At 62.3% G+C, this 22,593-nt stretch carries 20 protein-coding genes; 4 read left to right on the forward strand and 16 right to left on the reverse strand.

The genetic code is table 11. The annotated features are described in order from the left end of the window. Nucleotides 1-6: 6 nt before the first annotated feature. From pdeM to BLW22_RS04150, 15 genes are all read right to left on the reverse strand, one after another. On the reverse strand, nt 7-657 hold the full coding sequence (pdeM, locus tag BLW22_RS04080) for a ligase-associated DNA damage response endonuclease PdeM (protein WP_074844261.1): 651 nt from the start codon (nt 655-657) through the stop codon (nt 7-9). Continuing rightward, nucleotides 657-3,137, reverse strand: a complete 2,481-nt coding sequence (locus BLW22_RS04085) for a ligase-associated DNA damage response DEXH box helicase (protein ID WP_074844264.1) — start codon at nt 3,135-3,137, stop codon at nt 657-659. Before BLW22_RS04085 ends, pdeM begins: the two co-directional genes overlap by 1 nt. Before the next feature lie 57 nt (nt 3,138-3,194). Next, nucleotides 3,195-3,959 (reverse strand): ABC transporter ATP-binding protein, encoded by a 765-nt coding sequence (locus tag BLW22_RS04090; RefSeq protein WP_016973168.1) that lies wholly within the window; start codon nt 3,957-3,959, stop codon nt 3,195-3,197. A gap of 13 nt (nt 3,960-3,972) precedes the next feature. Further along, nucleotides 3,973-5,091, reverse strand: coding sequence for a succinylglutamate desuccinylase/aspartoacylase family protein (locus BLW22_RS04095; protein WP_065926442.1), 1,119 nt, complete (start codon nt 5,089-5,091; stop codon nt 3,973-3,975). A 9-nt stretch (nt 5,092-5,100) separates the two neighbouring features. Beyond that, nucleotides 5,101-5,811: an ABC transporter permease gene (locus BLW22_RS04100; protein WP_027604453.1), complete on the reverse strand. Its 711-nt coding sequence runs from the start codon at nt 5,809-5,811 to the stop codon at nt 5,101-5,103. After that, the gene (locus tag BLW22_RS04105; RefSeq protein WP_065926441.1) at nt 5,808-6,536 is read right to left on the reverse strand and encodes an ABC transporter permease; all 729 of its coding nucleotides are present in this window, start codon (nt 6,534-6,536) and stop codon (nt 5,808-5,810) included. The genes BLW22_RS04100 and BLW22_RS04105 overlap by 4 nt, the downstream gene beginning before the upstream one ends. Nucleotides 6,537-6,593: 57 nt before the next feature. After that, complete coding sequence (locus BLW22_RS04110) at nt 6,594-7,373, reverse strand: transporter substrate-binding domain-containing protein (RefSeq protein WP_065926440.1); 780 nt, start codon at nt 7,371-7,373, stop codon at nt 6,594-6,596. Nucleotides 7,374-7,605: 232 nt separating this feature from the next. Further along, a complete protein-coding gene (locus BLW22_RS04115; RefSeq protein ID WP_065947312.1) occupies nt 7,606-9,240 on the reverse strand; it encodes an ATP-dependent DNA ligase in 1,635 nt (544 codons plus the stop codon). Further along, nucleotides 9,237-10,241, reverse strand: a complete 1,005-nt coding sequence (locus BLW22_RS04120) for a ligase-associated DNA damage response exonuclease (RefSeq protein WP_074844272.1) — start codon at nt 10,239-10,241, stop codon at nt 9,237-9,239. Before BLW22_RS04120 ends, BLW22_RS04115 begins: the two co-directional genes overlap by 4 nt. 285 nt (nt 10,242-10,526) lie before the next feature. Next, nucleotides 10,527-12,968, reverse strand: coding sequence for a penicillin acylase family protein (locus BLW22_RS04125; RefSeq protein ID WP_074844275.1), 2,442 nt, complete (start codon nt 12,966-12,968; stop codon nt 10,527-10,529). Nucleotides 12,969-13,110: 142 nt separating this feature from the next. Next, complete coding sequence (locus BLW22_RS04130; protein WP_074844276.1) at nt 13,111-13,755, reverse strand: glutathione S-transferase N-terminal domain-containing protein; 645 nt, start codon at nt 13,753-13,755, stop codon at nt 13,111-13,113. A 171-nt stretch (nt 13,756-13,926) separates the two neighbouring features. Continuing rightward, a complete protein-coding gene (locus BLW22_RS04135) occupies nt 13,927-14,127 on the reverse strand; it encodes an SEC-C metal-binding domain-containing protein (RefSeq protein ID WP_003189235.1) in 201 nt (66 codons plus the stop codon). Continuing rightward, the gene (locus BLW22_RS04140) at nt 14,124-14,606 is read right to left on the reverse strand and encodes an LEA/WHy family protein (protein WP_065926435.1); all 483 of its coding nucleotides are present in this window, start codon (nt 14,604-14,606) and stop codon (nt 14,124-14,126) included. The genes BLW22_RS04135 and BLW22_RS04140 overlap by 4 nt, the downstream gene beginning before the upstream one ends. A gap of 19 nt (nt 14,607-14,625) precedes the next feature. Next, a complete protein-coding gene (locus BLW22_RS04145; RefSeq protein WP_074844278.1) occupies nt 14,626-15,096 on the reverse strand; it encodes a YchJ family protein in 471 nt (156 codons plus the stop codon). A gap of 4 nt (nt 15,097-15,100) precedes the next feature. Further along, the gene (locus BLW22_RS04150) at nt 15,101-15,598 is read right to left on the reverse strand and encodes a DUF6231 family protein (RefSeq protein WP_065926433.1); all 498 of its coding nucleotides are present in this window, start codon (nt 15,596-15,598) and stop codon (nt 15,101-15,103) included. A 191-nt stretch (nt 15,599-15,789) separates the two neighbouring features. Here BLW22_RS04150 and BLW22_RS04155 point away from each other — a divergent pair, with 191 nt between their 5' ends. Further along, nucleotides 15,790-16,485 (forward strand): PA1041 family peptidoglycan-binding anchor lipoprotein, encoded by a 696-nt coding sequence (locus BLW22_RS04155; RefSeq protein ID WP_027604443.1) that lies wholly within the window; start codon nt 15,790-15,792, stop codon nt 16,483-16,485. A 155-nt stretch (nt 16,486-16,640) separates the two neighbouring features. Beyond that, on the forward strand, nt 16,641-17,399 hold the full coding sequence (locus BLW22_RS04160) for a collagen-like triple helix repeat-containing protein (protein ID WP_065926432.1): 759 nt from the start codon (nt 16,641-16,643) through the stop codon (nt 17,397-17,399). Between the two features lie 87 nt (nt 17,400-17,486). Here BLW22_RS04160 and BLW22_RS04165 read toward each other — a convergent pair whose 3' ends face one another. Next, nucleotides 17,487-17,951 carry a CopD family protein gene (locus tag BLW22_RS04165; protein ID WP_065926431.1) on the reverse strand — a complete coding sequence of 155 codons (465 nt, stop codon included), beginning with the start codon at nt 17,949-17,951 and terminating at the stop codon, nt 17,487-17,489. Between the two features lie 99 nt (nt 17,952-18,050). Between BLW22_RS04165 and dinG the strand changes: the two genes are divergently transcribed. Together dinG and BLW22_RS04175 are read left to right on the forward strand one after the other, a co-directional pair. Next, on the forward strand, nt 18,051-20,195 hold the full coding sequence (gene dinG / locus BLW22_RS04170) for an ATP-dependent DNA helicase DinG (protein WP_027604440.1): 2,145 nt from the start codon (nt 18,051-18,053) through the stop codon (nt 20,193-20,195). A 98-nt stretch (nt 20,196-20,293) separates the two neighbouring features. Next, nucleotides 20,294-22,591: a beta-galactosidase gene (locus tag BLW22_RS04175; RefSeq protein ID WP_065926430.1), complete on the forward strand. Its 2,298-nt coding sequence runs from the start codon at nt 20,294-20,296 to the stop codon at nt 22,589-22,591. Nucleotides 22,592-22,593 lie beyond the last annotated feature (2 nt).

Here is a 22,593-nt window from a genome sequence, read left to right on the forward strand (position 1 = left end):
GGCCGGTCAGCGAACCTGCCACACCTGGTGATCGCCGATAACAAAGATTCGGCGGTCATTGTCCTGCTCCACCGTATGCCCCCCGGTAAACGCCCCAAACGCCGGCAGCAGGCTGACGCGCGTGCCGAACTGGAAACACGGCAGGAGCAGGCTCTGCCGGCCCTTGCCGCGCAAGCGATACACCGGGTGCACATGCCCCGCCAGCACATGGTGGCTGGCATGGGCGTGCGGTTCGTGTTGCAGGGCGAAAGGGCCCATCAGCAGTGGCTCCGGAACCACATCGATCCTCAAGTCAGCCGGTGGGTCGCCCGCGCGTTTATCGTGATTACCGCGAATCAAGGTCATCGACAGGTCGCAATGACGTGCTCGCCAGGCCCTCAAGGCGCTGAGGGTGCCGCTGGCGTGGGAGCCGGGCCCGTGGAGGAAGTCGCCGAGAAAGATCACCTGGGCGCACGGTACGACCGCCAACAGCCGATCCAGGCGCTGCAGGTTTTCGGTGGTGGTGCCTTGCGGTACCGGCTGGCCCAGGCTGCGATAGGCCGATGCCTTGCCAAAGTGTGCATCGGCGATCAGCAGGCACTGGCGCGCGGGCCAGTAGAGCGCCTTATCCGCCAACAGCCACAGCTCTTCGCTCTCCAGCGTCACTGAGCACACCATCAGCGTTTGCCGTTATCGGCGACTTTTTCCAAGTCCTTGACCATCCGCGCAATGCGCTCGGAGAGTTTTTCCGAACTCATGCTTTCGCGCATCCGTTCCACCAGCAGTGGGAAGGCCAGGGGCGTAGGACGTTCGATCATATGCACGTCCAGTGTCAGCGCCGAGAGGCGAAGCAAGGTCTCTTCCAGCCGACGAATATCTAATTCATCACGCAGGACTTCTTCCCCCGCCTGGGCCAGCAACAGGTTTTGCGGGTCATATTGCTTGAACACTTCAAAGAACAACCCGCTGGATGCCTGCACCTGGCGCGTGCTTTTCGGCGCGCCGGGGTAACCGGCAAACACCAGTCCGGCGATACGCGCAATCTCGCGAAAGCGGCGCAGGGCGAGTTCCCCGGCGTTCAGGCTGGCTGCCACGTCTGCCAGCAACTGCTTCGGGCGCAGCAGCGCCCCATTCAGTAAGCGTGGCCAATCCACCTCGGTGGCGCTGAGCAACTCCAAGCCGTAATCGTTGACGGCAATCGAGAAGGTCACAGGCTGCTGCTGGCTGACCCGCCACGCCAGCAGACTCGCCAGTCCCAGGTGCACCTGGCGGCCGGCAAACGGGTAGAGGAACAGGTGCCAGCCCTCCCGCGATTTCAAGGCTTCGGCCAGCAAGTGCTCGCGCGTCGGCAGGCCGGACCAGCGCAACTGTGTCTGCAGCAGGGTTTGCACAGCCCGCATTTCCGGCCCCTCGTAGACCCCGTGCGCGGCCGCATCGAAGCGCTCCACCACGGCTTGGGCCAGCTCATTGGAAAGGGGCATGCGCCCGCCATTCCAGCGCGGTACTGCAGCTTTTTTGGCGCTGCTACGGCGCACATAGGCGGTCATGTTTTCCACCCGCACCAATTCCAGCAGGCGCCCGGCAAACAAGAAGCCATCACCCGGCTTGAGGCGTGCAATAAAGCCTTCTTCAACACTGCCCAGGTTCTTGCCACCGCCGCCCTTGCTCCAGAATTTCAGCTGGATGCTGGCGTCGCTGACAATGGTGCCCACGCTCATGCGATGGCGACGCGCAAGCCGGGCATCGGGGACGCGCCAAATGCCGTGCGCGTCCGGCTCCACGCGGCGGTAATCCGGGTAAGCGGTCAGCGATAAGCCGCCATGCCGTACAAAGCCCAGGGCCCAGGCCCAATCGGCCTCGGTGAGGTCACGATAGGCCCAGGCGCCACGGACCTCCGCCAGCAGCGCCTGCGGCGTAAAGCCACCGCCGAGGGCCATGCTCACCAAATGTTGTACGAGCACATCCAACGGCTTGTGGGGCGATTCGCGGGCTTCGATGCGCCGCGCTGCAATGGCGTCCTGGGCCGCAGCGGCTTCCACCAGTTCCAGGCTGTGGGTCGGCACCAGGGTCACCCGCGACGGCCGTCCGGGTGCATGGCCGGAGCGGCCGGCGCGTTGCATCAGGCGCGCCACGCCTTTGGCCGAGCCGATTTGCAGCACGCGCTCCACCGGCAAAAAATCCACCCCCAGGTCCAGGCTGGAGGTGCACACCACCGCCTTGAGCTGACCGTCTTTCAACGCCCGCTCCACCCAGTCGCGGGTCTCGCGGGACAGAGAACCATGGTGCAGGGCAATCACCCCGGCCCAATCCGGTCTGGCATCGAGCAATGCCTGATACCAGATTTCCGACTGCGCCCGCGTGTTGGTAAACACCAGGCAACTGCTGCTGGCGTCGACCTCGGCGACCACCTGCGGCAGCATCTTCAAGCCGATATGCCCGGCCCACGGAAACCGCTCGGCGATGGGCGGCAGCAAGGTGTCGACGTGCAACTGCTTGACCGTTTGTCCCTGCACATTAATCCCGTCCCCTTGTGGGATCAGCACTTCCAAGGCGTGGGACTGGTTACCGAGGGTGGCCGAAATGCCCCAGACCATCAGTTCAGGATGCCAGCGCCGCAGCCGCGCCAACGCCAGTTGCAACTGCACGCCGCGCTTGTTGCCGATCAGCTCATGCCATTCATCCACCACCACCATGCGCAGGTGCGCCAGGCTCGTTTCGCTGTCGGCGCGGGCGAGCATCAGGGTCAGGCTTTCCGGGGTGGTGACCAGCGCGGTGGGCTGGCGTCGGGTTTGCCGGGCACGCTCGCTGCTGCTGGTATCGCCGGTGCGCAGGCCGACGCTCCAGGGAATCTGCAAGGCCTCGAGCGGCGCTTCGAGGGCGCGTGCGGTGTCGGCGGCCAACGCGCGCATGGGCGTGATCCACAGCACGGTCAGTGGCTCAGCCGGCGGTTTGCGTTTACCGGTGGCGGGCGGGCGGGTGATCGCGAAACGATTGAGGGCGGCAAACCACAGGGCGTAGGTTTTGCCGGCGCCGGTGCTGGCATGCAGCAAGCCCGAGCGGCCGTCCTTGACCGCCGTCCATACGTCTTTCTGGAAGGCGAACGGCTTCCAGCCTTTGGCGGCAAACCACGTTTTGGCGAAGTCGAGGGGTTTTGCCATGGGGCGGCGAATGCTCTGGAGGGTCTATTTCACAGACCCTCCAGGCGTTGCAAAGGTTTACTTCAAATTGCCGCTCAGGAACTGTTGCAGGCGCTCGCTCTTCGGATTGCCCAGCACATCCTCCGGCGCGCCTTGCTCTTCCACCAGGCCCTTGTGCAGGAACAGCACCTGGCTGGATACCTTGCGTGCAAAGCTCATTTCGTGGGTCACCATGATCATGGTGCGGCCTTCCTCGGCCAGGCCCTGGATGACCTTCAACACTTCACCCACCAACTCCGGGTCGAGGGCCGAGGTGGGTTCGTCGAACAGCATCACTTCCGGCTCCATGGCCAGGGCGCGGGCGATGGCCACCCGTTGTTGCTGGCCACCGGACAGGAACGCCGGGTATTGGTCCGCTACCCGTGCCGGTAAACCCACCTTGTCCAGGTAGCGACGGGCGCGGTCTTCGGCGTCCTTTTTGCTGCAACCCAGCACCCGGCGCGGGGCCATGGTGATGTTTTCCAGCACGCTCATATGGCTCCACAGGTTGAAATGCTGGAACACCATCGCCAGTCGTGTGCGCAGGCGTTGCAGTTCGGCATCGTCGGCCACGCGCATGCCGTGGCGGTCGCTGACCATGCGGATCGGCTGGCCGTCGAGGGTCATGGCGCCGTCGTTGGGGGTTTCCAGGAAGTTGATGCAACGCAAAAAGGTGCTTTTGCCCGAGCCGCTGGCGCCGATCAGGCTGATCACATCACCGGTCCTGGCCTTGAGCGAGACACCTTTGAGCACCTCATTGTCGCCATAGCTTTTATGCAGGCCTTCAACGGTCAATTTGTACATGGGGCGTGCATCCTCAAGGCGAAAGTAGGTAGCCGCTGCGGTAGGCCTCGGTGCCTGCGACATGGCCGACGACCATCCCGGCAGTGGCCATGCGGCGCAGCGAACGGGCGTAAAGCAGGCCGGCCTTCTGGCAGTGCACGGGCGTTACGCGGTCGGTAATGGGGTCGATGATTTCGGCGATCAGTTGCCCGGCTTCCAGGTATTCACCGGGCAGGGCGCTGAACACCAGCAGGCCGCCCACCGGCGTTGCCACGGGTTCGACGCCCGCCAGCGGCGTGGCGGGGTAGGGCAGCTCGGGCAGCGGTGCGGCGTCGCCGGCAATCGCGCCGAAGTGAATCAGGTAGTCGATGATTGCCTGGCAGTCGAGGGCGGCCAACCCATGGTTGACGTCGCCCTGGCCACGCAGTTCGACGGTCACCGAAAAACTGCCCATGGGGATCGGGAAGCGCGCGCCAAAGCGTTGCTGCAACTGCCACCACACCAGGGTGAAACACTCATCGAAGGACTGCCCGCCGGAGTCGGTAGCCAGCAGGTTGGCCTCCGAGCCGATATAGCGTGCCAGCGGCTCCACCTGCGGCCAGGCTTCGGGCGTGGTGTACAGGTGCGCCACGGCTTCGAAGTCGCAATGCAGGTCCAGCACCATGTCGGCATCGCAGGCCAGGCGTTGCAACACCAGGCGTTGGGAGTGCAACTGGGTCTCGGCGATTTGCACGGCCAGGGCAGCGCTCAAGGCGGCGCGGATCAGTTCGACGTTTTGTTGCGGGTTATCGCCGAGCGAGCCCTCGACCTGATCGCCGACGGTATCGCTGAGGTCGACAAACAGGCGATTGAAGTTCTGCCCGCTTTCCAACTCGTAGCGGCCCAGCGGGGTGTCCATTAACACCTGTTCCAGGCCTGCCGGATTGGCGATGGGCACCAGCACGATCTCGCTCAGTAACCGCCCGGCTGCCGCCAGCTCGGCCAGGCGCACTTTCAGGTGCCAGGCCACCAGCATGCCCGGCAGTTCATCGGCATGCAGCGATGACTGGATATAGACCTTGCCTTCGGCATGTTCGGGGCCGAAGTGGAAACTGTGAATCTGCCGCGCCGTGCCTGGCACCGGTGCGATCAGATCGTGTACCTGATGACGCATGAAGGCTCCTTAATGGCTTGGTCCGAGAAACGCCAGCCAGCGGCGCTCCGCCAGACGAAACAGACCGACCAGGGCGAAGGTCACGGTCAGGTAGATCAGCGCGGCGATACCGAATGATTGGAACGTCATGAACGTGGCCGAGTTGGCGTCCCGCGCCACCTTGAGGATGTCCGGGATCGTCGCGGTAAACGCTACCGTGGTCGAGTGCAGCATCAAGATCACTTCGTTGCTGTAGTAGGGCAACGAGCGGCGCAACGCCGAGGGCATGATCACGTAGGCGTACAGCTTCCAGCCGCTTAAACCGTAGGCCTTGGCCGCCTCGACTTCGCCGTGGGCCATGCTGCGGATGGCCCCGGCGAAAATCTCCGTGGTGTAGGCGCAGGTGTTGAGGGCGAATGCCAGGATCGTGCAGTTCATGGCATCGCGAAAGAACGCATCCAGCAGCGGTTGTTCGCGTACGGCGGCGATGCTGTAGATGCCGGTATAGCAGATCAGCAACTGGATATAGAGCGGCGTGCCACGAAACAGGTAGGTGTAGAACTGCACCGGCCAGCGTACCAGCGGGTTGCGCGATACACGGGCGATGGACAGCGGGATCGACACCACAAAGCCGATGACCAGGGCGGCGCTGAGCAACCACAGGGTCATGGCCAGGCCGGTGATGTGCTGGCCGTCGCTATAGAGGAAGGGGCGCCAGTATTCCTGCAAGAGTTCGATCATCGCACCGCCTCCCGTGAGCCTGCGGAGTAGCGACGTTCAAGACGACGCAGGACGAAGTTGGACGCGCTGGTGATCAACAGGTAGATCAGCGCGGCGAGTACCAGGAAGTAGAACAGTTGGTAGGTGCTTTTGCCGGCATCCTGGGCGGCCTTGACCAGGTCCGCCAGGCCGATGATCGACACCAGGGCCGTGGCCTTGAGCATCACCATCCAGTTGTTGCCGATACCCGGCAGGGCAAAGCGCATCATCTGCGGGAAGGTCACGTAGCGAAAGCGTTGCCCGCGCTTGAGGCCATAGGCCGTGGCGGCTTCCAGCTGGCCACGGGGGACGGCGAGGATCGCGCCGCGAAACGTCTCGGTGAAATAAGCACCGTAGATAAAGCCCAGGGTGATCACCCCGGCGCTGAATGGGTCGATCTCGATGTATTCCCATTCCATGAAGTCGGTCAGGCCGGTGAGCCAGGTTTGCAGGCTGTAGAAAATCAGCAGCATCAGCACCAGGTCGGGTACACCGCGAATCAGGGTGGTGTAGAGCTGGGCGGGGATGCGCAGGAAGGGCAGGCTGGAAAGTTTGGCGCTGGCGCCGAGCAGGCCCAGCAATACGCTGACGACCAGGGACAGCACCGACAACTTGATGGTCATCCAGGTGCCTTGCAGCAACAACGGGCCGAAACCCTTCAGGCTGAGTGCGCTCAGCCCGAGGGTTTGCAACAGTTCTTCGAACATAAATCAGGACCTATGGCGATAAAAAAGCGCCCCTTGAGAGAAGGGGCGCCCCAGGCATTATTTGCCGCTGTACAGGTTCAGATCGCCAAAGTGTTTCTTCTGGATGGTGGCGTAGGTGCCATCATCGTGTAACGCTTTGATACCTTTATCCAAAAGGGCCTTCAGTTCAGTGTTACCTTTTTTGATACCGATGGCGGTTTTCGATGGCAGCAATGGGTCATCGATGGCGGCGCTGACTTCATAGTCGGCACCGGCCGGGGACTTCAGGAAGCCCAGTTCGGCTTGCAGCATGTCCTGCACCGAAGCGTCGAGACGACCGGAAGTCAGGTCGGCATAAACCTGGTCCTGGTTGGCGTAGGCCTTGGTGGTTACACCGGCTTTATCCAATACGGCCTTGGCGTAGGCTTCCTGGATGGTGCCTTGCTCGTAGCCCACGGATTTGCCCTTGAGGGACTCTGGGGTCGAGTACCCCGCGCCTTTCTTGAACACCAGCGAGGTCGGGCCGGAGAACAGTTCGCTGGAGAAGTCGATGGCTTTCTCGCGCACCGGGGTCACGGTCATGGACGAAATCACTCCGTCGAACTTGTTGGCTTTGAGGCCTGGAATCATGCCGTCAAAGTCACTCTCGACCCACTTGCACTTCACTTTCAGTTCGGCGCAGATCGCATTGCCCAGGTCGATATCGAAGCCTACCAGGCTGCCATCGGCCGCCTTGGATTCGAACGGCGCGTAGGACGGATCGACACCAAAACGCAGTTCCTTGTATTCCTTGGCCAACGCGGTACCGGCGGCCATGCACAGAGCCAGTGCAGAAAGGGTCAGCAATGCTTTTTTCATTATTTAATCCCTGGAAACCAAGATAAGCGCTTGTGGCGCGTTTTAGGACTGTTACTGAACGGTGTCAGACGGATCACGAGTAGCAATTTCTGCACCATAGTTCCGAATGAGCGTTTTAAAAGGTGGGACAAGGGAGTCATGAGTGTAGGAGATGCCCGAAAATGGGCATTGAAAATCGAACGCACTATTTCGGAACATTTGGAGATCCATTGTGGAGGGGCGGTGTTCTGGGTCAGGCCAGTAAGTCCTGCAGGGTGGCAAGGTTATCCGCCTCATCCACCGCCTTGTCCTGGCGCCAACGCAACATCCGCGGAAAGCGCACCGCAATCCCGCTCTTGTGCCGCTTGGACAGGGCAATGCCTTCAAACCCCAGCTCGAACACCATGCTGGGCGTCACGCTGCTGACCGGGCCGAACTTCTCCACGGTGGTCTTGCGCACGATGGCGTCGACCTTGCGCATTTCTTCGTCGGTCAGCCCTGAATAGGCCTTGGCGAAGGGCACCAGCGTGCGTTCACTGCCGGGCGGGCCATCCCATACGGCAAAGGTGTAGTCGCTGTAGAGGCTGGCGCGCCGGCCATGGCCGCGTTGGGCGTAGATCAACACCGCATCGACACTGAAGGGGTCGACTTTCCACTTCCACCACAGGCCCATGTCCTTGGTGCGGCCCACGCCGTAGAGGCCCTGGCGATCCTTGAGCATCATGCCTTCCACGCCGAGGCTGCGAGACGCTTCACGTTGCTCGGCCAAGGCCTGCCAGGTCGCGGCCGTCAGCAGTGGCGAGGGCAGCAGCACCGGTTGGTTGCACTGGGTGATCAACTGTTCGAGCTGGGCGCGGCGTTCGGCCTGGGTGTGGTTGCGCCAGTCGTCGCCCTGGTGTTCCAGCAGGTCATAGGCGAGGACGGCGACCGGTGCATCGTCGAGCACTTTTTTGCTCAGGGTCTTGCGGCCGATCCGCTGCTGCAGCAGGGCAAAGGGTTGCACCGCGTCTTTCCAGACGACGATCTCGCCATCGATCACCGTGCCATCGGGCAGGCCACTGACCAGGCTGTGCAGTTCGGGGAAACGCTCGGTCACCAGCTCTTCGCCCCGCGACCAGATCCACAGGCGGCCTTCACGCTTAACCAGTTGCGCGCGAATGCCGTCCCACTTCCATTCCACCTGCCAGTCGGCGGGAGAGCCGAGCAACGTGTCGAACTGCTCCACCGGCTGCGACAACCCGTGGGCGAGAAAAAACGGATAGGGCTGTCCGCCCCGTTGTGCATGCTCGTCGGATGATTCGGCAGCGATCAGCTTGAGGTATCCCTCGGCTGTCGGACGGTTGGACAGATCGGTGTAGCCCACCAGCCGCTGTGCAACGCGCTTGCTGTCGAGGTCGGCCATGGCGGCGAGGGCGCGGGTGACCAGCAGTTTGGATACGCCGACGCGAAAGCTGCCGGTGATCAACTTGACGCACACCATCAGACTCGGCTGGTCCAGTTGCGCCCATAACGCCGGTAACCGTTCGGCCAGGTCCAGGGGCGACAGGCCACGCAGCGGCAGGAGTTTTTCTTCCAGCCATACGGCGAGACCGTCCTCGGAGGTGTAGGTGGATTCCGGCAGGAGCAGGGAAATCGTCTCGGCCAGGTCGCCTACCGATTGGTAGCTCTCTTCGAACAGCCACGGCTCGATGCCGGATGCTTCGGTGGCCATGTCCCGCAGCAGACGCGTCGGTACCAATTGCCGCGGTCGTCCGCCGGACAGGAAATACACCGCCCACGCAGCGTCTTCAGGCGGCGCTTGCAGGAAGTAGGCTTGCAGGGCCGCGAGCTTGGCATTGCTGGAGGTGGTGGCGTCGAGGTTGGCGTACAGCTCGGCGAAGGCTTTCATGCCGTGGCCTCCTCTTCGTCATCACCGTATTCGGTGGTGAAGCCCTGGGCATCCAGGCCTTTTTCCCGCAGGTGGCGTACCAATACGCCGACGGAGCCGTGGGTGACCATCACCCGTTCGGCGCCGGTTTGTTCGATCGCCCACAGCAGCCCGGGCCAGTCCGCATGATCCGACAGCACAAAGCCCCGGTCCACTCCGCGTCGCCGCCGCGTACCGCGCAGGCGCATCCAGCCGCTGGCGAAGGCATCGCTGTAGTCGCCGAAGCGCTTGATCCAACTGCTGCCACCGGCGGAAGGCGGCGCGATGATCAGGGCCTGGCGCAGCAATGGGTCGGTCTTTTTGAAATCGCCGGCGTAGAGGGTTTCGGGGATATAAATGCCGGCCTCGCGATAAACCCGGTTCAGCGGCTCGACCGCGCCATGGCTGAGGATCGGCCCGATGCTGGCGTCGATGCCATGCAGGATGCGCTGGGCTTTGCCGAAGGAATAACAGAACAACACACTGGCTTTGCCGGCGGCAATATTGCCCCTCCACCAGTCGTTGATCCCGGCGAAGATCTGCGCCTGGGGCTGCCAACGGTAGATCGGCAGGCCAAAGGTGGATTCGGTGATAAAGGTATGGCAACGCACCGGTTCGAAGGGCGCGCAGGTGCCGTCCGGTTCCACTTTGTAGTCGCCGGACGCCACCCAGACTTCGCCCTGGTACTCGAGGCGCACCTGGGCCGAGCCGAGTACATGCCCGGCTGGGTGGAAGCTCAGGGTCACGCCGTGGTGGACGAGTTTTTCGCCATAGGCCAGGGTTTGCAGGTTGATGTCCTGGCCCAGGCGCGAGCGCAGGATGCCTTCGCCAGGGGCGGCAGCCAAATAGTGTTGATTGCCCGTGCGGGCGTGGTCGCCATGGGCGTGGGTGATGACGGAGCGTTCCACCGGGCGCCAAGGATCGATGTAGAAATCTCCGGCGGGGCAGTAGAGGCCTTCGGGCCGGGCGATGACAAGGTCCATGGGCTGACCGGGGCGATGGGCTTATCAGGTATGAGGCGGGGGCGAGCGCAGAAGTTCTATCTGAATGCATGTGGGCCAAATGTGGGACGGGGCAAGCCCTAGTTATGGCTTTTTGTAGGAGCGAGCTTGCTCGCGAAAAACTCACAGGCGCCGCGTTCATTCAGGAAGCACGCGTTATCGTTGACGTTTTTCGCGAGCAAGCTCGCTCCTACAGGAGGCGATGCACGCTTAACTGACCAAGCCCCCTCCCACATTTGGATCCGGTTTCAGCAGGTGGAAGTCAGGTCACTTGCCTGGGGTCAGGGTCAACCTGGCCTTCCCATATACCTTCTCGAAGTTCTGCGGCTGCATCGGGAAGCTCAGGTATTGCGCCTTGAGCGACGGGTCGATGCCGTTGGCGTAGTTCGGGCTTGCCGGGTTGCCGGATTGGCCGATGCCACCCTGGCCCATCATCGGCTCCACCTGGCCGAAGTCGACGATCATGCGCAGCGCCGGCACCTGGGTGGTGTTGAAGTCCTGGCCCCAGCTGTACGGTGCCGGGTTCAAGGTGTTGTGGTCGCCACCGGACGCCAGTGGGCCGCGAATCACTTGGCCACTGGTGTTTTTCCAGGTGGTGCTGTGCAGCTTGCCCCACTGCCAGGTCTTGTGGTCAGCACCCAGTTGGCTCTCGCCAGCGCTGATCGCGGCGGCCAGGCTGCGGGCGAGGATGGCGGGTTTGTCTTCTTTCTGCGCGGTGCGCACGTCGTCCCAGAACGGGCTGTCTTCGCGGCCCAGCAGGTGGTCGGCCTGGGCGGCATAGGACAGGTTGGCGTTGCTGACAAAGGCTTTCCAACTGGCGCTGTTTTCCGGCCCCAGTTCGTCGAGGAATATCTGCCGGGTGCTTTCCTGCAGAAACAGTTCGTAGAGCGCCGCGTCGGCGGACGTCGACACCAGGCGGCCGTCGAAGGCCATCAGGCGCGTCAGTGCTTCCCGTGCCTTGGCCTGGTCGGCCGCCGGCAACGCATCAATCGCCTGCTTCAATGGCTGGGCCATACCCGGCGCCTGGAACATGGTCTTGAGCTTGGCGGCAAAGGTGGTGGTCTGGTCGTATTGCATGGCGATCATGCTGCGGCTGTCGTGCTTGCCCGCATTGGCCAGTTGCGCCAGGCGCTCGCTGCGCTCCGGCGCATCCCAGGAGTTGGACAGCTGCATGCCGTAGCCGCGCGGCGCGGTGCGTTGGTTGGCGGTGCCGATCCAGCCTTGGGCCGGGTCCTGGTCATAGGGGTGCAGCATCGCGTCGGCGTAACCGTCCCAGTCAAAGCGCGTATCCCAGCCGGGCGAGGGCAGCAGGCCTTCGCCTTCGCGGCGGTTGGGGAAGCGGCCGGTGACCTGCCAGCCAATGCTGCCGGCGTCGGCGAAGACCATGTTCAAGGCAATGGCGCGAATGTTCCGGGTTGCGTCCGAGGCCTTGCCGGCGTTTTGCGCGCGGGACAGGTCGAAGAACGCGTCGAGGCTCTTGTCATCCTTGAAGTCGGCGGTTTGCAGGGCCAGGCCAAAACCGCTGGTCAGGGCCTGGCTGCTGTTGAGCAGGGCGCCGTGGCGGGTTTCGTACACCACTTCGCGAATCGAGCGTTGACCCTTGACGAAGAAGGTTTCATTACGCACCGCTGCCGGCAGCCATTTTCCGTTGTTCTCGTAGTACAGCGCGCTGCCCTGGCGTTTGACCTTCTCCAGGAACAGGTCCTGGGTATCGCCCTTGACCGTGCTCATGCTCCACGCCACGTTGCCGTTGAAACCGGACAACAGGGTCGGCAGGCCGGCAATCGAGGCGCCGACGGCCTGGTATTTCGGTGCGCGAATCTGCACGTAGTTCCACGGCGACGGTGCTTGCGGCTGGGCGGCGAGGTCGCCTGCCAGCAGGCTCTTGCCGCTGCGACTGCGTTGCGGGCCGATGGCCCAGTTGCTCGACGTGGTAACCGCCAGCGAGTTGAGGCTGCTCAATTGCTGGCTGACCGTGTCCAGCCCGGCCAGGCCGGTGATCTGGCTGAGGTTCACGCCCTTGAGTTTCTCGGCTTCGGCCAGGGGGATCGGCTCATCCGGCGCACTCGGTGTCAGCCAGGCGAGTTTGTCCACGCCGACCTTTTGCGCCAGCAGCAACGACGCCAGCTCTTCCTGCAGGTTGGCCGACTCGCTGAAATTCAGCAGGCAGAACAGCAGCGCCGAATCCTCCGGCTTCCAGTACTCAGGCTTGTAGCCGGTCTGGGCCAGATCCGGCGGCAGCTTGTCGCGGTAGCGGAACAGGTAGGCGTTGACGCCACGGGCATACACTTCGAAGAAGCGCTTGAGGCGCGGCGACGAGGCGTTATACAGCTCGCCGGCGCTTTTCTTCAGGTTGACCGCGCGCATGAAGCGGTCCACATCCAGCACCTCAGGGCCGGACATTTCAGCCAGGCGGCCCTGGGCCAGCAGGCGCAGGGTGACCATCTGGGTGATGCGGTCACTGGCGTGCACATAACCCAGGCTGAACAGTGCGTCGTGGAAGGTATTGCTTTCGATCAGCGGCATGCCTTGGGCGTTGCGGCGTATCGAAACATTCTGTGCGAGGCCCTTGATCGGCTGCACGCCGGCCACTGGCGGCAGGGTGTCCTGGGTGCTCTGGAGCTGGCAACCGGCCAGGCTTAATGCACTGGCCACTGCCGCGGCAACGCCGAACCGGGGAAGAAAATGTGAGAGGGCTGGCGAGGCCATGGCAAAGCTCCTGCGGGGGGTAGCGTCAGTAAAGGCGCTACGTTAGTGAGCGCGGTGAAACGACGCAAGCAGGAGTTTGGGTAAACCGTTAGATCTTGAGTCGCATCGCCTCTCTCACCTGTTGACCGCGTACGACTTCAGGTCAGGATTTAGGCGGATTGACCTTTTGGACTAATTCATACGCCCGAACCGTCGCTGGCCGTTCCTTGATGCTATTGAACCAGCGCTGAACGTGTGGGAAATCTTCCAGGCGCTGGCTCTGCCACTTGTGGGAAACGATCCACGGATAGATCGCCATATCGGCAATGCTGTAGTCCTCACCCGCCACGAACGCACGGTCCGCCAAACGGCGGTCCAGCACACTGTATAGACGGGCGGTTTCATCTACGTAGCGCTTGATCGCGTAGGGGATTTTCTCCGGGGCAAACTGGCTGAAATGATGGTTCTGGCCCGCCATCGGCCCGAGACCGCCCATTTGCCAGAACAACCATTGCAGCGCTTCCTGGCGACTGCGCAGGTTTTTTGGAATGAACTGGCCGGTTTTTTCCGCGAGGTACAGTAGGATCGCGCCGGATTCAAACAGCGAAATCGGCGCGCCGCCGTCGCTCGGGTTCTGATCGACGATGGCCGGGATGCGGTTGTTGGGGGCAATCTTCAGGAAGTCTGGCTTGAACTGGTCGCCCTGGCCAATGTTGATCGGGTGCACTTTGTAGGGCAGGCCGGCTTCTTCCAGGAACAGCGATACTTTGTGACCGTTGGGGGTGGTCCAGTAATACAGGTCGATCATGAAGCTCTCCAAAAGTGGTGATGCTTGAGCGAATGCCTGTAGGTATAGGTAAAGGTGGGAGGGGGAAAATTCAATCAAACATTTGCGCCTACCCTTAGACGCTTTCGATTTGGAATGCGATGCAGCTGTGGAAGGGAGCGAACTCCCTCACACAGGGGCCTTCAGAGCGATTTACGCCCCGTGGCACTTCTTGAATTTTTTCTCACTGCCGCACGGGCAAGGATCGTTGCGACCAACGTCCTTCAATGCATTGCGCACCGGCTCCTGGTGAGCGTGGCCGCAGTTCGGGCCGTGGACATGGCCGTGGTCGTGATCATGGTGATCATGATCGTGGTTGCAGTCAGGACCATGGACATGGGGTTGCTGAGTCATCGATGTCGCTCCGGAATAAAATCGCCGGGGATTATCTCGCCATTGTGGTTCACCTGCACGTCATAACCGATGAATAATCCGGTTTTCAGTTCACCCTCCAGACGATACGGCACAGGCTGGTCGGGTTTTTTCAGCATCTGCACCACATCGCGGATCTGCGGCCAGAGGTTGGTGCGCACCGACACCTTGAAAAATGCATGGCCCTTGGGCGGTACCGTCAGCCATTCATTGGACTCGCCTTCGGTGAGCACAAAATCATCCAGGGTGACCTTGTAGATCAGCCCACGCACGGTCAGGTCCGAGTCGTCGCGGTTATCCACGCGAAAGTACAGCTTGAATTTCTGCTCCAGCAGCTTGGCCCGCACCACTTCGACTTTCACCAGGGAAACGTGCGGCGGGGGCGAATCGTCTTCGAACCAGGAGGCGCAACCGGTCATGCCGAAGGTTAACGCCAGCATCAAGCTGCAGATCCGAAGCATGGCGTGAGTCCTGTGGTGGTTAGAGATAGCTGGAACAACACTTCTTGAATTTTTGCCCACTGCCGCAAAGGCACGCATCGTTGCGTCCGGTTTTCACTTCCACCGTGGGGTCGATGAAGTACCAGCGCCCTTCATTCTGTACGAAAGAAGACTGCTCGCGGTGGCTATGTTCGCCAGTGCTGTCATGCCAGCGTGCGGTGAAGGTCACGAAGGCGTGTTCCGGCTGGCCGCCGAACACCTCGGAACTTTCAACTTCCAGGCCGAGCCAGGTGCTCTGGGCGCTCCAGGCGGCGATGGCCTCACGGTCCAGGCCGGCCTGTTGCGCGGGCAACGTGGTTGCGACCAGATAATCCACCAGGCCCAGCACATAGGCGCTGTAGCGTGAACGCATCAGGGCGCTGGCGCAGGGGACCGGGTGCCCGGCGTGATAATGACCGCAGCAGGCATCCAGCAGGTTGCCACTGCCGCAGGGGCAAATGGATGTACTCATCGGGTTACCACCAATACTTTCCGAAGTTTTCCGGGTTGGCCCAGAAACGGGCGTTGAGCCAGTCCGGCACCTGTTTATAGTCAAGCAGATCGTAGGTAAACAGCGTCAGCACCTGCTCGTCGCGCTGGAAACGCTCGCCGGCTTGGAGGGCCAGGGAGAAAAAGTCGGTTTCCTTCCAGCCGCAGGCGCCCAGGTCCACCAGCACCGCAATGCGGCTGGCGTTGAGGTTGCGGATGCCGCCGAGCAAGGTCAGGCCTTGGGGTTTTGGCAGGTACTCGAGGCAATCGACCACCAGCGCCAGGTCAAAACGCTGGGCCGCCAGCGCTTGCGGCAATGGCCCTGGCGCGGCGCAGAACACCTGGGTGTCAGGGTGCGCGTCCTTAAAGGCGTCCAGCGCCGGGAACTGGCTGGCACCCAACAGCAACAGGCGTTTGGGCTGGTGCAGATCGAGCAAGGCGGCCAGCGCTTGCTGGGGAGTACGGGCAGAAATACCAGCGGTCATCAGAGATCCTCACATCAGGACCATAGAGACTAGCGCGGCTGAGCGTGCGGGCCTAGAGCGGGTGGCTGCGAAAAGTCCTACGTGGGCGGCGATCCCCAATGAATACGGGGGCTTGGCGTAGTGGCGCAGTTGAAAAGAGCGGTCTTTACTCCACCCATCGGCCCCCGCCGATCCCCTCAGGAGAAAGTCAGATGAGCATCATGCGGACAGCTCTACCCTTGGTTCTGCTAACCGGAGTATTGACAGGTTGCGCAGGCTTGCAAAAAACCGATTGGCCTACCTGTGCCGCTGTTGGCGGTGTGACCGGTGCGGCGATCGGTGCGACTGAAAGCTCGGCCTACGCAGGCTATGGCGCGTTGCTGGTCGGCGGTATGGCCGGCGCCTATTGCTGGGTGCACGGCGATGGCGACGAAGATGGCGATGGCGTGCCGGACAGCCGCGACAAGTGCCCGGGCACCCCGAAAGGTGTGCAGGTCGACGCCAATGGTTGCCCTCCGGCGCCGCCAGCGGCGGTGGTCGAGGAGGTGGTCGTGGTCAAGGAAGAAACCATCGTGATCCGCGATGTGCACTTCCAGTTCGACTCGGCCAAGTTGACGGCAGCGGATAAAACCAAACTCGACACCATTGCCACGCGCCTGAAACAGGAAGCCCCGAGCGCCCAGCTACGGGTCAGTGGTCACACCGACAGCGTCGGTAAAGACGCCTACAACCAGAAACTCTCGGAAAAACGTGCCCATTCGGTCACCGATTACCTGATCGGCGCCGGGGTGCCCCGCAGTGCCTTTGTGTCTGTCACCGGGGCGGGCGAAAGCCATCCGGTCGCCGACAACAAGACCGCTGAAGGCCGCGCCCTGAACCGCCGTACGGAAATCCAGATCAACCGCTGACAGCCCTTGCCCCTGTGGGATCCACAGGGGCATTGCCGGCCACCCTCGCTTGAACCGCTCCCTCTCAAGTTTTTTGAACCTTCACTGGCAAATCGCCTGTAGAAGTCGTTACTGTGCGTCCAAAGAAAAATTTGAAAACACTCAGGAGCCCCATGATGCGTAAGGTTTTTCTGTTGGCCCTGTTGGTCAGCCCCGTTGCCCTGGCCCAGAGCGTCAGTGTCGAAACGAACTCATTGATGCGCCTTCCCTCCAGCACCAGTGTGTTGCAACTGGAGCGCCTGGACGTGGCGGACTACGGCACGTTGCTGATTCCGGCCACCATCAGCCAGGTCACGGTGGATGAACTGCACCTGGGCCGCGACGCACGCATCGCGATTGTTCCTGGCAATACCGCGCTGCAATTGCAGGTGCGGCATGCGCACCTTGAGCATGGCAGCCAGATCACCTCGCGCGGTGCCCCCGGTACCCATGAAAAACCGGCCAAGGCCGGGCGTGACCTGACCTTGCGCATCAACGCGCTGACGGCTGAAGAACTCTCGGTGGATGCCCGTGGCGGCGCCGGTGCCCAAGGGTATGCCGGGCTGGATGGCGCCAATGGCGTGGATCCTGGGTGTACCTGGGGCTCGGCGGGGCGCGGTTTCAATGGCGATAACGGCGGCGATGGCCTGCCGGGTGGGGCGGGTGCACAGGTTCGCGTGGAATTGCCGAAGGACTTCCCGGCGGAACACATCAAGGTCTGGGTGGATGGCGGTGCTGGCGGTTTGGCCGGTACGGCCGGCAAGCCGGGCAAAGGCGGGGAGTCCAAAGGCTGCCTGGTGTACCGCGCCGATGGTGGCGAGAAGGGCCGCCCAGGGTTGGAAGGGCAGCCGGGGCCAGCTGGGCCTGCGGGTACCGTGACTATTCAGCGGCTCTAAGTTCTAAAGAGCTGCAAGCTGCAAGCTGCAAGCTGCAAGCTGCAAGCTGCAAGCTGCAAGCTTCAAGCTTGCAGCTTGTGGCTGTACTCAAAACATCGGCCGAGCCGATGCAATCGCCACCACCACCAACCCCACGATCAGGTTGATCCCCACCAGCTTGCGAATCTGCCCCAGTGCAGCCGCACCCGCCGGCCAATCCTCAGCCGTCACCGCCGCCTTCAGCTGCGGAAACTTCAGCGCCTGGATGCGGATAAACAACGCCGTCATCACCAGATACAAACCCATCATCACCTGCACATAGCGCGGTGCGCTTTCAAACCCGCTGAACCGTAGGTGCAGCAGGCCGACGCCGCTGATCGGCAAAACCAGCACTGCCACCCATACCCACACGAAAAAACGTTGAAACACATTGGCCCACAGCTTGAGTCGGGCAGGGCCCTCAAGGGCCGCCATAGCGGCGGGGCGCAGGATCATCCAGGCGAAAAACATGCCGCCGACCCAGATCAGGGCGGCCAATACATGCAGGGTGTAAACGAGGCTAAACGCGGTCATTGTGGTACTCCGTTCTGCGCGGGATTAATTAGCGGGGTATGATAGCTGCCGATCCGAACCACTGAAAATTTATCCAGCGTTTTTTGCGCCCGACTATCCATGATCAGCACTGAACTCAAAACCACGATCCAGGGCGCCTACACGCGTTTTCTCGAAGCCAAGAGCTTGAAACCGCGCTACGGCCAACGCCTGATGATCGCCGAAGTGGCCAAGGTCCTCGGGGATATCGACACCGATGACGAAGGCCGCCGCGAAGGTGAGCCCGCCGTCGTGGCCGTCGAAGCCGGCACCGGTACCGGCAAGACCGTGGCCTATAGCCTGGCTGCGATCCCGACCGCGAAGGCCGCCGGCAAGCGCCTGGTGATCGCCACTGCCACTGTCGCCCTGCAGGAGCAGATCGTCTACAAAGACCTGCCCGACCTGATGCGCAACAGCGGCCTGAACTTCACCTTCGCCCTGGCCAAGGGCCGTGGCCGCTACATGTGCCTGTCCAAGCTCGACGTGCTGCTGCAGGAAGGCCACGCGCAAACCGCCACGGCGTCGCTGTTCGAGGAAGAAGGCTTCAAGATCGAAGTGGATGAGGTCAGCCAGAAGCTGTTTACCAGCATGATCGAGAAACTGGCCGGCAATAAATGGGACGGCGACCGCGACAGCTGGCCCACCGCCCTCGAAGATGCCGACTGGGCACGCCTGACCACCGACCACAGCCAGTGCACCAACCGCCATTGCCCCAACTTTGGCCAGTGCGCCTTCTACAAGGCCCGCGAAGGCATGGGCAAGGTCGACGTGATCGTTACCAACCACGATATGGTCCTGGCCGACCTGGCCCTGGGCGGCGGTGCCGTGTTGCCGGACCCGCGTGACACCCTTTACGTGTTCGACGAAGGCCATCACCTGCCCGACAAGGCTATCGGCCACTTCGCCCACTACACGCGCCTGCGCTCCACCGCCGATTGGCTGGAAACCACCGCGAAGAATCTCACCAAATTGCTCGCCCAGCACCCGCTGCCCGGCGATTTGGGCAAGCTGATCGAACAGGTGCCGGAGCTGGCGCGGGAGATCAAGACCCAGCAACAGTTCATGTTCAGCGCCTGCGAACAGGTGGCCGACTTCAAGCCCGGCGAAGATGTGGAAGGCCGTGAGCGCCCGCGCCACCGTTTTGTCGGTGGGATGATCCCCGAGCATATGCGCGAAATGGGCATCGAGCTGAAGAAAGGCTTTTCCCGTCTTACCGACCTGTTCACCCGCCTGACTGACTTGCTCAAGGAAGGCATGGACGGTGAGGTCAACATCGGCATCGCCAGCAACCAGGCCGAGGAATGGTATCCGCTGTTCGGCAGCCTGTTGTCCCGTTCCCAGGGCAACTGGGAGCTGTGGACGGCCTTTACCGTCGAAGACCCCGAAGACAACCCGCCCATGGCCCGCTGGCTGACCCTGTCGGAAAGCGGTGCGTTGTTTGATATCGAGGTCAACGCCAGCCCGATCCTTGCCGCCGAGATGCTACGCCGCAACCTGTGGAACGTGGCGTACGGCTGCCTGGTGACCTCCGCCACGCTGACCGCCCTGGGCACCTTCGACCGCTTCCGCATGCGCGCGGGCTTGCCGAAAAAGGCCGTCACGGCGGTGGTGCCAAGCCCGTTCCATCATGCCGACGCCGGTGTGCTGCGGGTGCCCGATCTCAAGGCCGATCCACGGGATGCGCCGGCGCACACCGCTGCGATCATCCGCGACCTGCCCTCCCTGGTGGAAGGTTCGCGCGGCACCCTGGTGTTGTTCTCGTCGCGCAAACAGATGCAGGACGTGTTCGACGGCCTCGACCGCGACTGGCGCAAGCAGGTGTTTATCCAGGGCAACCTGTCCAAGCAGGAAACCCTGAACAAGCACAAGGCGCGTGTCGATGGCGGGGATTCCAGCGTGCTGTTCGGCCTGGCGAGTTTCGCCGAAGGCGTGGACTTGCCCGGCGCCTACTGCGAACACGTGGTGATCGCCAAGATCCCGTTCTCGGTGCCGGATGATCCGGTCGAGGCCGCATTGGCCGAATGGATCGAAGCGCGGGGCGGTAACCCGTTCATGGAGATCTCGGTGCCGGATGCTTCCTTGAAGCTGGTGCAGGCCTGCGGTCGCTTGCTGCGTACCGAGGAAGACCGGGGCACCATCACCTTGCTCGACCGCCGCCTGGTGACCCAGCGCTACGGCAAGGCGATCCTGAATGCGTTGCCGCCCTTCCGGCGCGAAATTTCTTAAGCCATCGTGGGCGAATTCGCCCACTTCGTGGTCTATCTCACTGCTATCGATTTATGTCATCAGGCTATTTACCGGCCGTTTGGGAGAACCTTGTTCGTATGATTCGCACGCTGCCCGCCCTTTTTGCCCTGCTGTTCACTGCGCCGTTGATGGCCGCGCCCGCGGGGCAACAGACATTGTTCAACTTCGTCCGGCCTGCCGATGTGGTCAAGGTGGCGACCCAGGACGCCAGCCTGCCGCAATACAACGCCGAACAAACCCCCGAAGGCGAGGTGTTGCGTCGCATCACCTTCAACCCGGCCGCCGAGCCGAGCCTGGTGCTCAGCCCACAGGCCGGTGCCTGGGATTGGTCGCAGTCCGGCGCCATGAGCCTGCGTATCCAGAGTGCCATGGACTGGGCGCTGACCCTCTACGTCAAGGTGCAGAGCAGCGATGGCAAGACCCTGGTCAGCCGCATCGACCTGCCGGCCGGCCCCGCCCAGACCTTGCTGGTCCCGCTGCAAGCCAACTCGCCGTTGAGCCAGGGCATGAAGGCCGGCCCGCCGATGCCGATCAGCGTGGATGGCCAGCGCGTGTTGCTGGCCAGCAGCGCCGGCGAGATCGACCGTAGCCAGGTGGTCTCGGTGACCCTGTCGATGATCAAGCCCAACGCCGCGCAAAGCATCCTGCTGGAACGCTTTGGTGTGCAGGACAGCGAGCCGGTGCTGAAGGCGGCCTACAGCGAACTGGTGGATACCTATGGCCAGTCCACCCGCGCGCGCTGGCCGGAAAAGATCAGCAGCGACGAACAGCTCAAGGCGGCCGCGGCAAAGGAGCAAACCCAACTGCAGGGCTGGCTGGCCGCGCGTGATAAATCCGCATTGGACACGTTCGGCGGCTGGAACAAAGGGCCGGCGTTCAAGGCCAGTGGCTTTTTCCGCACCGAAAAGCGTGACGGTCGCTGGTACCTGGTGACTCCGGAAGGCCATCCGTTCTATTCCCTGGGTGTCAATACCGTGGCCCCGGACAACAGCCAGACCTACGTGGCCGGTCGTGAGTGGATGTTCGCGGCGCTGCCAAAGGCCGGTGAACCCTTCGACAAGTACTACGGCAGCGGCGATAACCGCACCGGCAATGGTGCGGGTGAAGGTCGTGGCTTTGCTGCCGGGCGTTGGTACGATTTCTACGGCGCCAACCTGCAGCGTACTTATGGCGGCGAAGGATTTGACCAGAAACGCTGGGTGACCCATACCCTTGATCGCCTGCAAGCCTGGGGTTTCAATACCGTCGGCAACTGGAGCGACGGCGCGTTGGCCACTGCCGATCGTGTGCCGTACACCTTGCCGCTGTCGATCGTCGGCGACTACGCCAGTATCAGCACCGGCACCGACTGGTGGGGCGGCATGCCCGATCCGTTCGATCCGCGTTTCGCCATGGCGACCGAGCGCGCGGTGGCCATTGCCGCCCGCGACCACCGCGACGACCCCTGGCTGATCGGCTTCTTTGCCGATAACGAACTGGCCTGGGCCGGCCCCGGCGATGATCCGAAATCCCGCTACGCCCTGGCCTACGGCACCTTGCGCATGACCACCGACGTACCGGCCAAGCGCGCGTTCCTCAAGCAATTGCGTGACAAGTATCGCAACGAGCAAGGCCTGTCGAAAGCCTGGGGCATCGAGTTGGCGGGGTGGGAGCTGATGGAAGACCCGGGCTTCGAACCGCCGATGCCCAACCCTGAGCACCCGGAAATCGAAGCTGACTTCAAATACTTCCAGAAGACCTTCGCCGATGCCTACTTCAAGACCATCTCCGACTCGCTGAAATGGCACGCACCCAACCAACTGCTGCTGGGCGGGCGTTATGCGGTGAGTACGCCTGAAGCCGTGGCGTCGTGCGCGCAGTATTGCGATGTGCTGAGCTTCAACATGTACACGCTCAAACCCCAGGACGGCTATGACTTTGCCGCGCTGCGCGCCCTGGACAAACCGGTGTTGATCACTGAATTCAACTTCGGCTCTGCGGACCGTGGCCCGTTCTGGGGCGGCGTGACCCAGTTGCCTAGGGAAGAAGAGCGTGGCGTGGCATATGCCAACTTCCTCAAGCAAGCCATGGCCGAGCCTTCCATTGTCGGCGTGCACTGGTTCCAGTACCTGGACCAGCCGGTGACCGGCCGTTTGCTGGACGGTGAAAACGGCCACTTCGGCCTGGTGGGCATCACTGACGTACCGTTCCAGGGGTTCGTCGACAGTGTGCGTAGAAGCAACCTGGCGGCGGTGGATCAACTGGGCAAGGAAGCGGAAAAGGCCAAGGCCGCCAGCACGGTTCATGAAAGCGAAGGCAGCAAACCTGGACGTGAGGGCAAAGGCCCGGGACAGGGCGCCGGACACGCCGGTGGGCATTCGGGAAATGGTCATTGATT

The sequence above is a fragment of the Pseudomonas marginalis genome (assembly GCF_900105325.1).
In the GTDB taxonomy this organism is placed as follows: domain Bacteria; phylum Pseudomonadota; class Gammaproteobacteria; order Pseudomonadales; family Pseudomonadaceae; genus Aquipseudomonas; species Aquipseudomonas marginalis.

What these genes read in the sequence shown, in the direction of transcription:
- pdeM (WP_074844261.1), bottom strand. Translation starts at nt 657, where the DNA reads ATGGTGTGCTCAGTGACGCTGGAGAGCGAAGAGCTGTGGCTGTTGGCG.
- BLW22_RS04085 (WP_074844264.1), bottom strand. Translation starts at nt 3,137, where the DNA reads ATGGCAAAACCCCTCGACTTCGCCAAAACGTGGTTTGCCGCCAAAGGC.
- BLW22_RS04090 (WP_016973168.1), bottom strand. Translation starts at nt 3,959, where the DNA reads ATGTACAAATTGACCGTTGAAGGCCTGCATAAAAGCTATGGCGACAAT.
- BLW22_RS04095 (WP_065926442.1), bottom strand. Translation starts at nt 5,091, where the DNA reads ATGCGTCATCAGGTACACGATCTGATCGCACCGGTGCCAGGCACGGCG.
- BLW22_RS04100 (WP_027604453.1), bottom strand. Translation starts at nt 5,811, where the DNA reads ATGATCGAACTCTTGCAGGAATACTGGCGCCCCTTCCTCTATAGCGAC.
- BLW22_RS04105 (WP_065926441.1), bottom strand. Translation starts at nt 6,536, where the DNA reads ATGTTCGAAGAACTGTTGCAAACCCTCGGGCTGAGCGCACTCAGCCTG.
- BLW22_RS04110 (WP_065926440.1), bottom strand. Translation starts at nt 7,373, where the DNA reads ATGAAAAAAGCATTGCTGACCCTTTCTGCACTGGCTCTGTGCATGGCC.
- BLW22_RS04115 (WP_065947312.1), bottom strand. Translation starts at nt 9,240, where the DNA reads ATGAAAGCCTTCGCCGAGCTGTACGCCAACCTCGACGCCACCACCTCC.
- BLW22_RS04120 (WP_074844272.1), bottom strand. Translation starts at nt 10,241, where the DNA reads ATGGACCTTGTCATCGCCCGGCCCGAAGGCCTCTACTGCCCCGCCGGA.
- BLW22_RS04125 (WP_074844275.1), bottom strand. Translation starts at nt 12,968, where the DNA reads ATGGCCTCGCCAGCCCTCTCACATTTTCTTCCCCGGTTCGGCGTTGCC.
- BLW22_RS04130 (WP_074844276.1), bottom strand. Translation starts at nt 13,755, where the DNA reads ATGATCGACCTGTATTACTGGACCACCCCCAACGGTCACAAAGTATCG.
- BLW22_RS04135 (WP_003189235.1), bottom strand. Translation starts at nt 14,127, where the DNA reads ATGACTCAGCAACCCCATGTCCATGGTCCTGACTGCAACCACGATCAT.
- BLW22_RS04140 (WP_065926435.1), bottom strand. Translation starts at nt 14,606, where the DNA reads ATGCTTCGGATCTGCAGCTTGATGCTGGCGTTAACCTTCGGCATGACC.
- BLW22_RS04145 (WP_074844278.1), bottom strand. Translation starts at nt 15,096, where the DNA reads ATGAGTACATCCATTTGCCCCTGCGGCAGTGGCAACCTGCTGGATGCC.
- BLW22_RS04150 (WP_065926433.1), bottom strand. Translation starts at nt 15,598, where the DNA reads ATGACCGCTGGTATTTCTGCCCGTACTCCCCAGCAAGCGCTGGCCGCC.
- BLW22_RS04155 (WP_027604443.1), top strand. Translation starts at nt 15,790, where the DNA reads ATGAGCATCATGCGGACAGCTCTACCCTTGGTTCTGCTAACCGGAGTA.
- BLW22_RS04160 (WP_065926432.1), top strand. Translation starts at nt 16,641, where the DNA reads ATGCGTAAGGTTTTTCTGTTGGCCCTGTTGGTCAGCCCCGTTGCCCTG.
- BLW22_RS04165 (WP_065926431.1), bottom strand. Translation starts at nt 17,951, where the DNA reads ATGACCGCGTTTAGCCTCGTTTACACCCTGCATGTATTGGCCGCCCTG.
- dinG (WP_027604440.1), top strand. Translation starts at nt 18,051, where the DNA reads ATGATCAGCACTGAACTCAAAACCACGATCCAGGGCGCCTACACGCGT.
- BLW22_RS04175 (WP_065926430.1), top strand. Translation starts at nt 20,294, where the DNA reads ATGATTCGCACGCTGCCCGCCCTTTTTGCCCTGCTGTTCACTGCGCCG.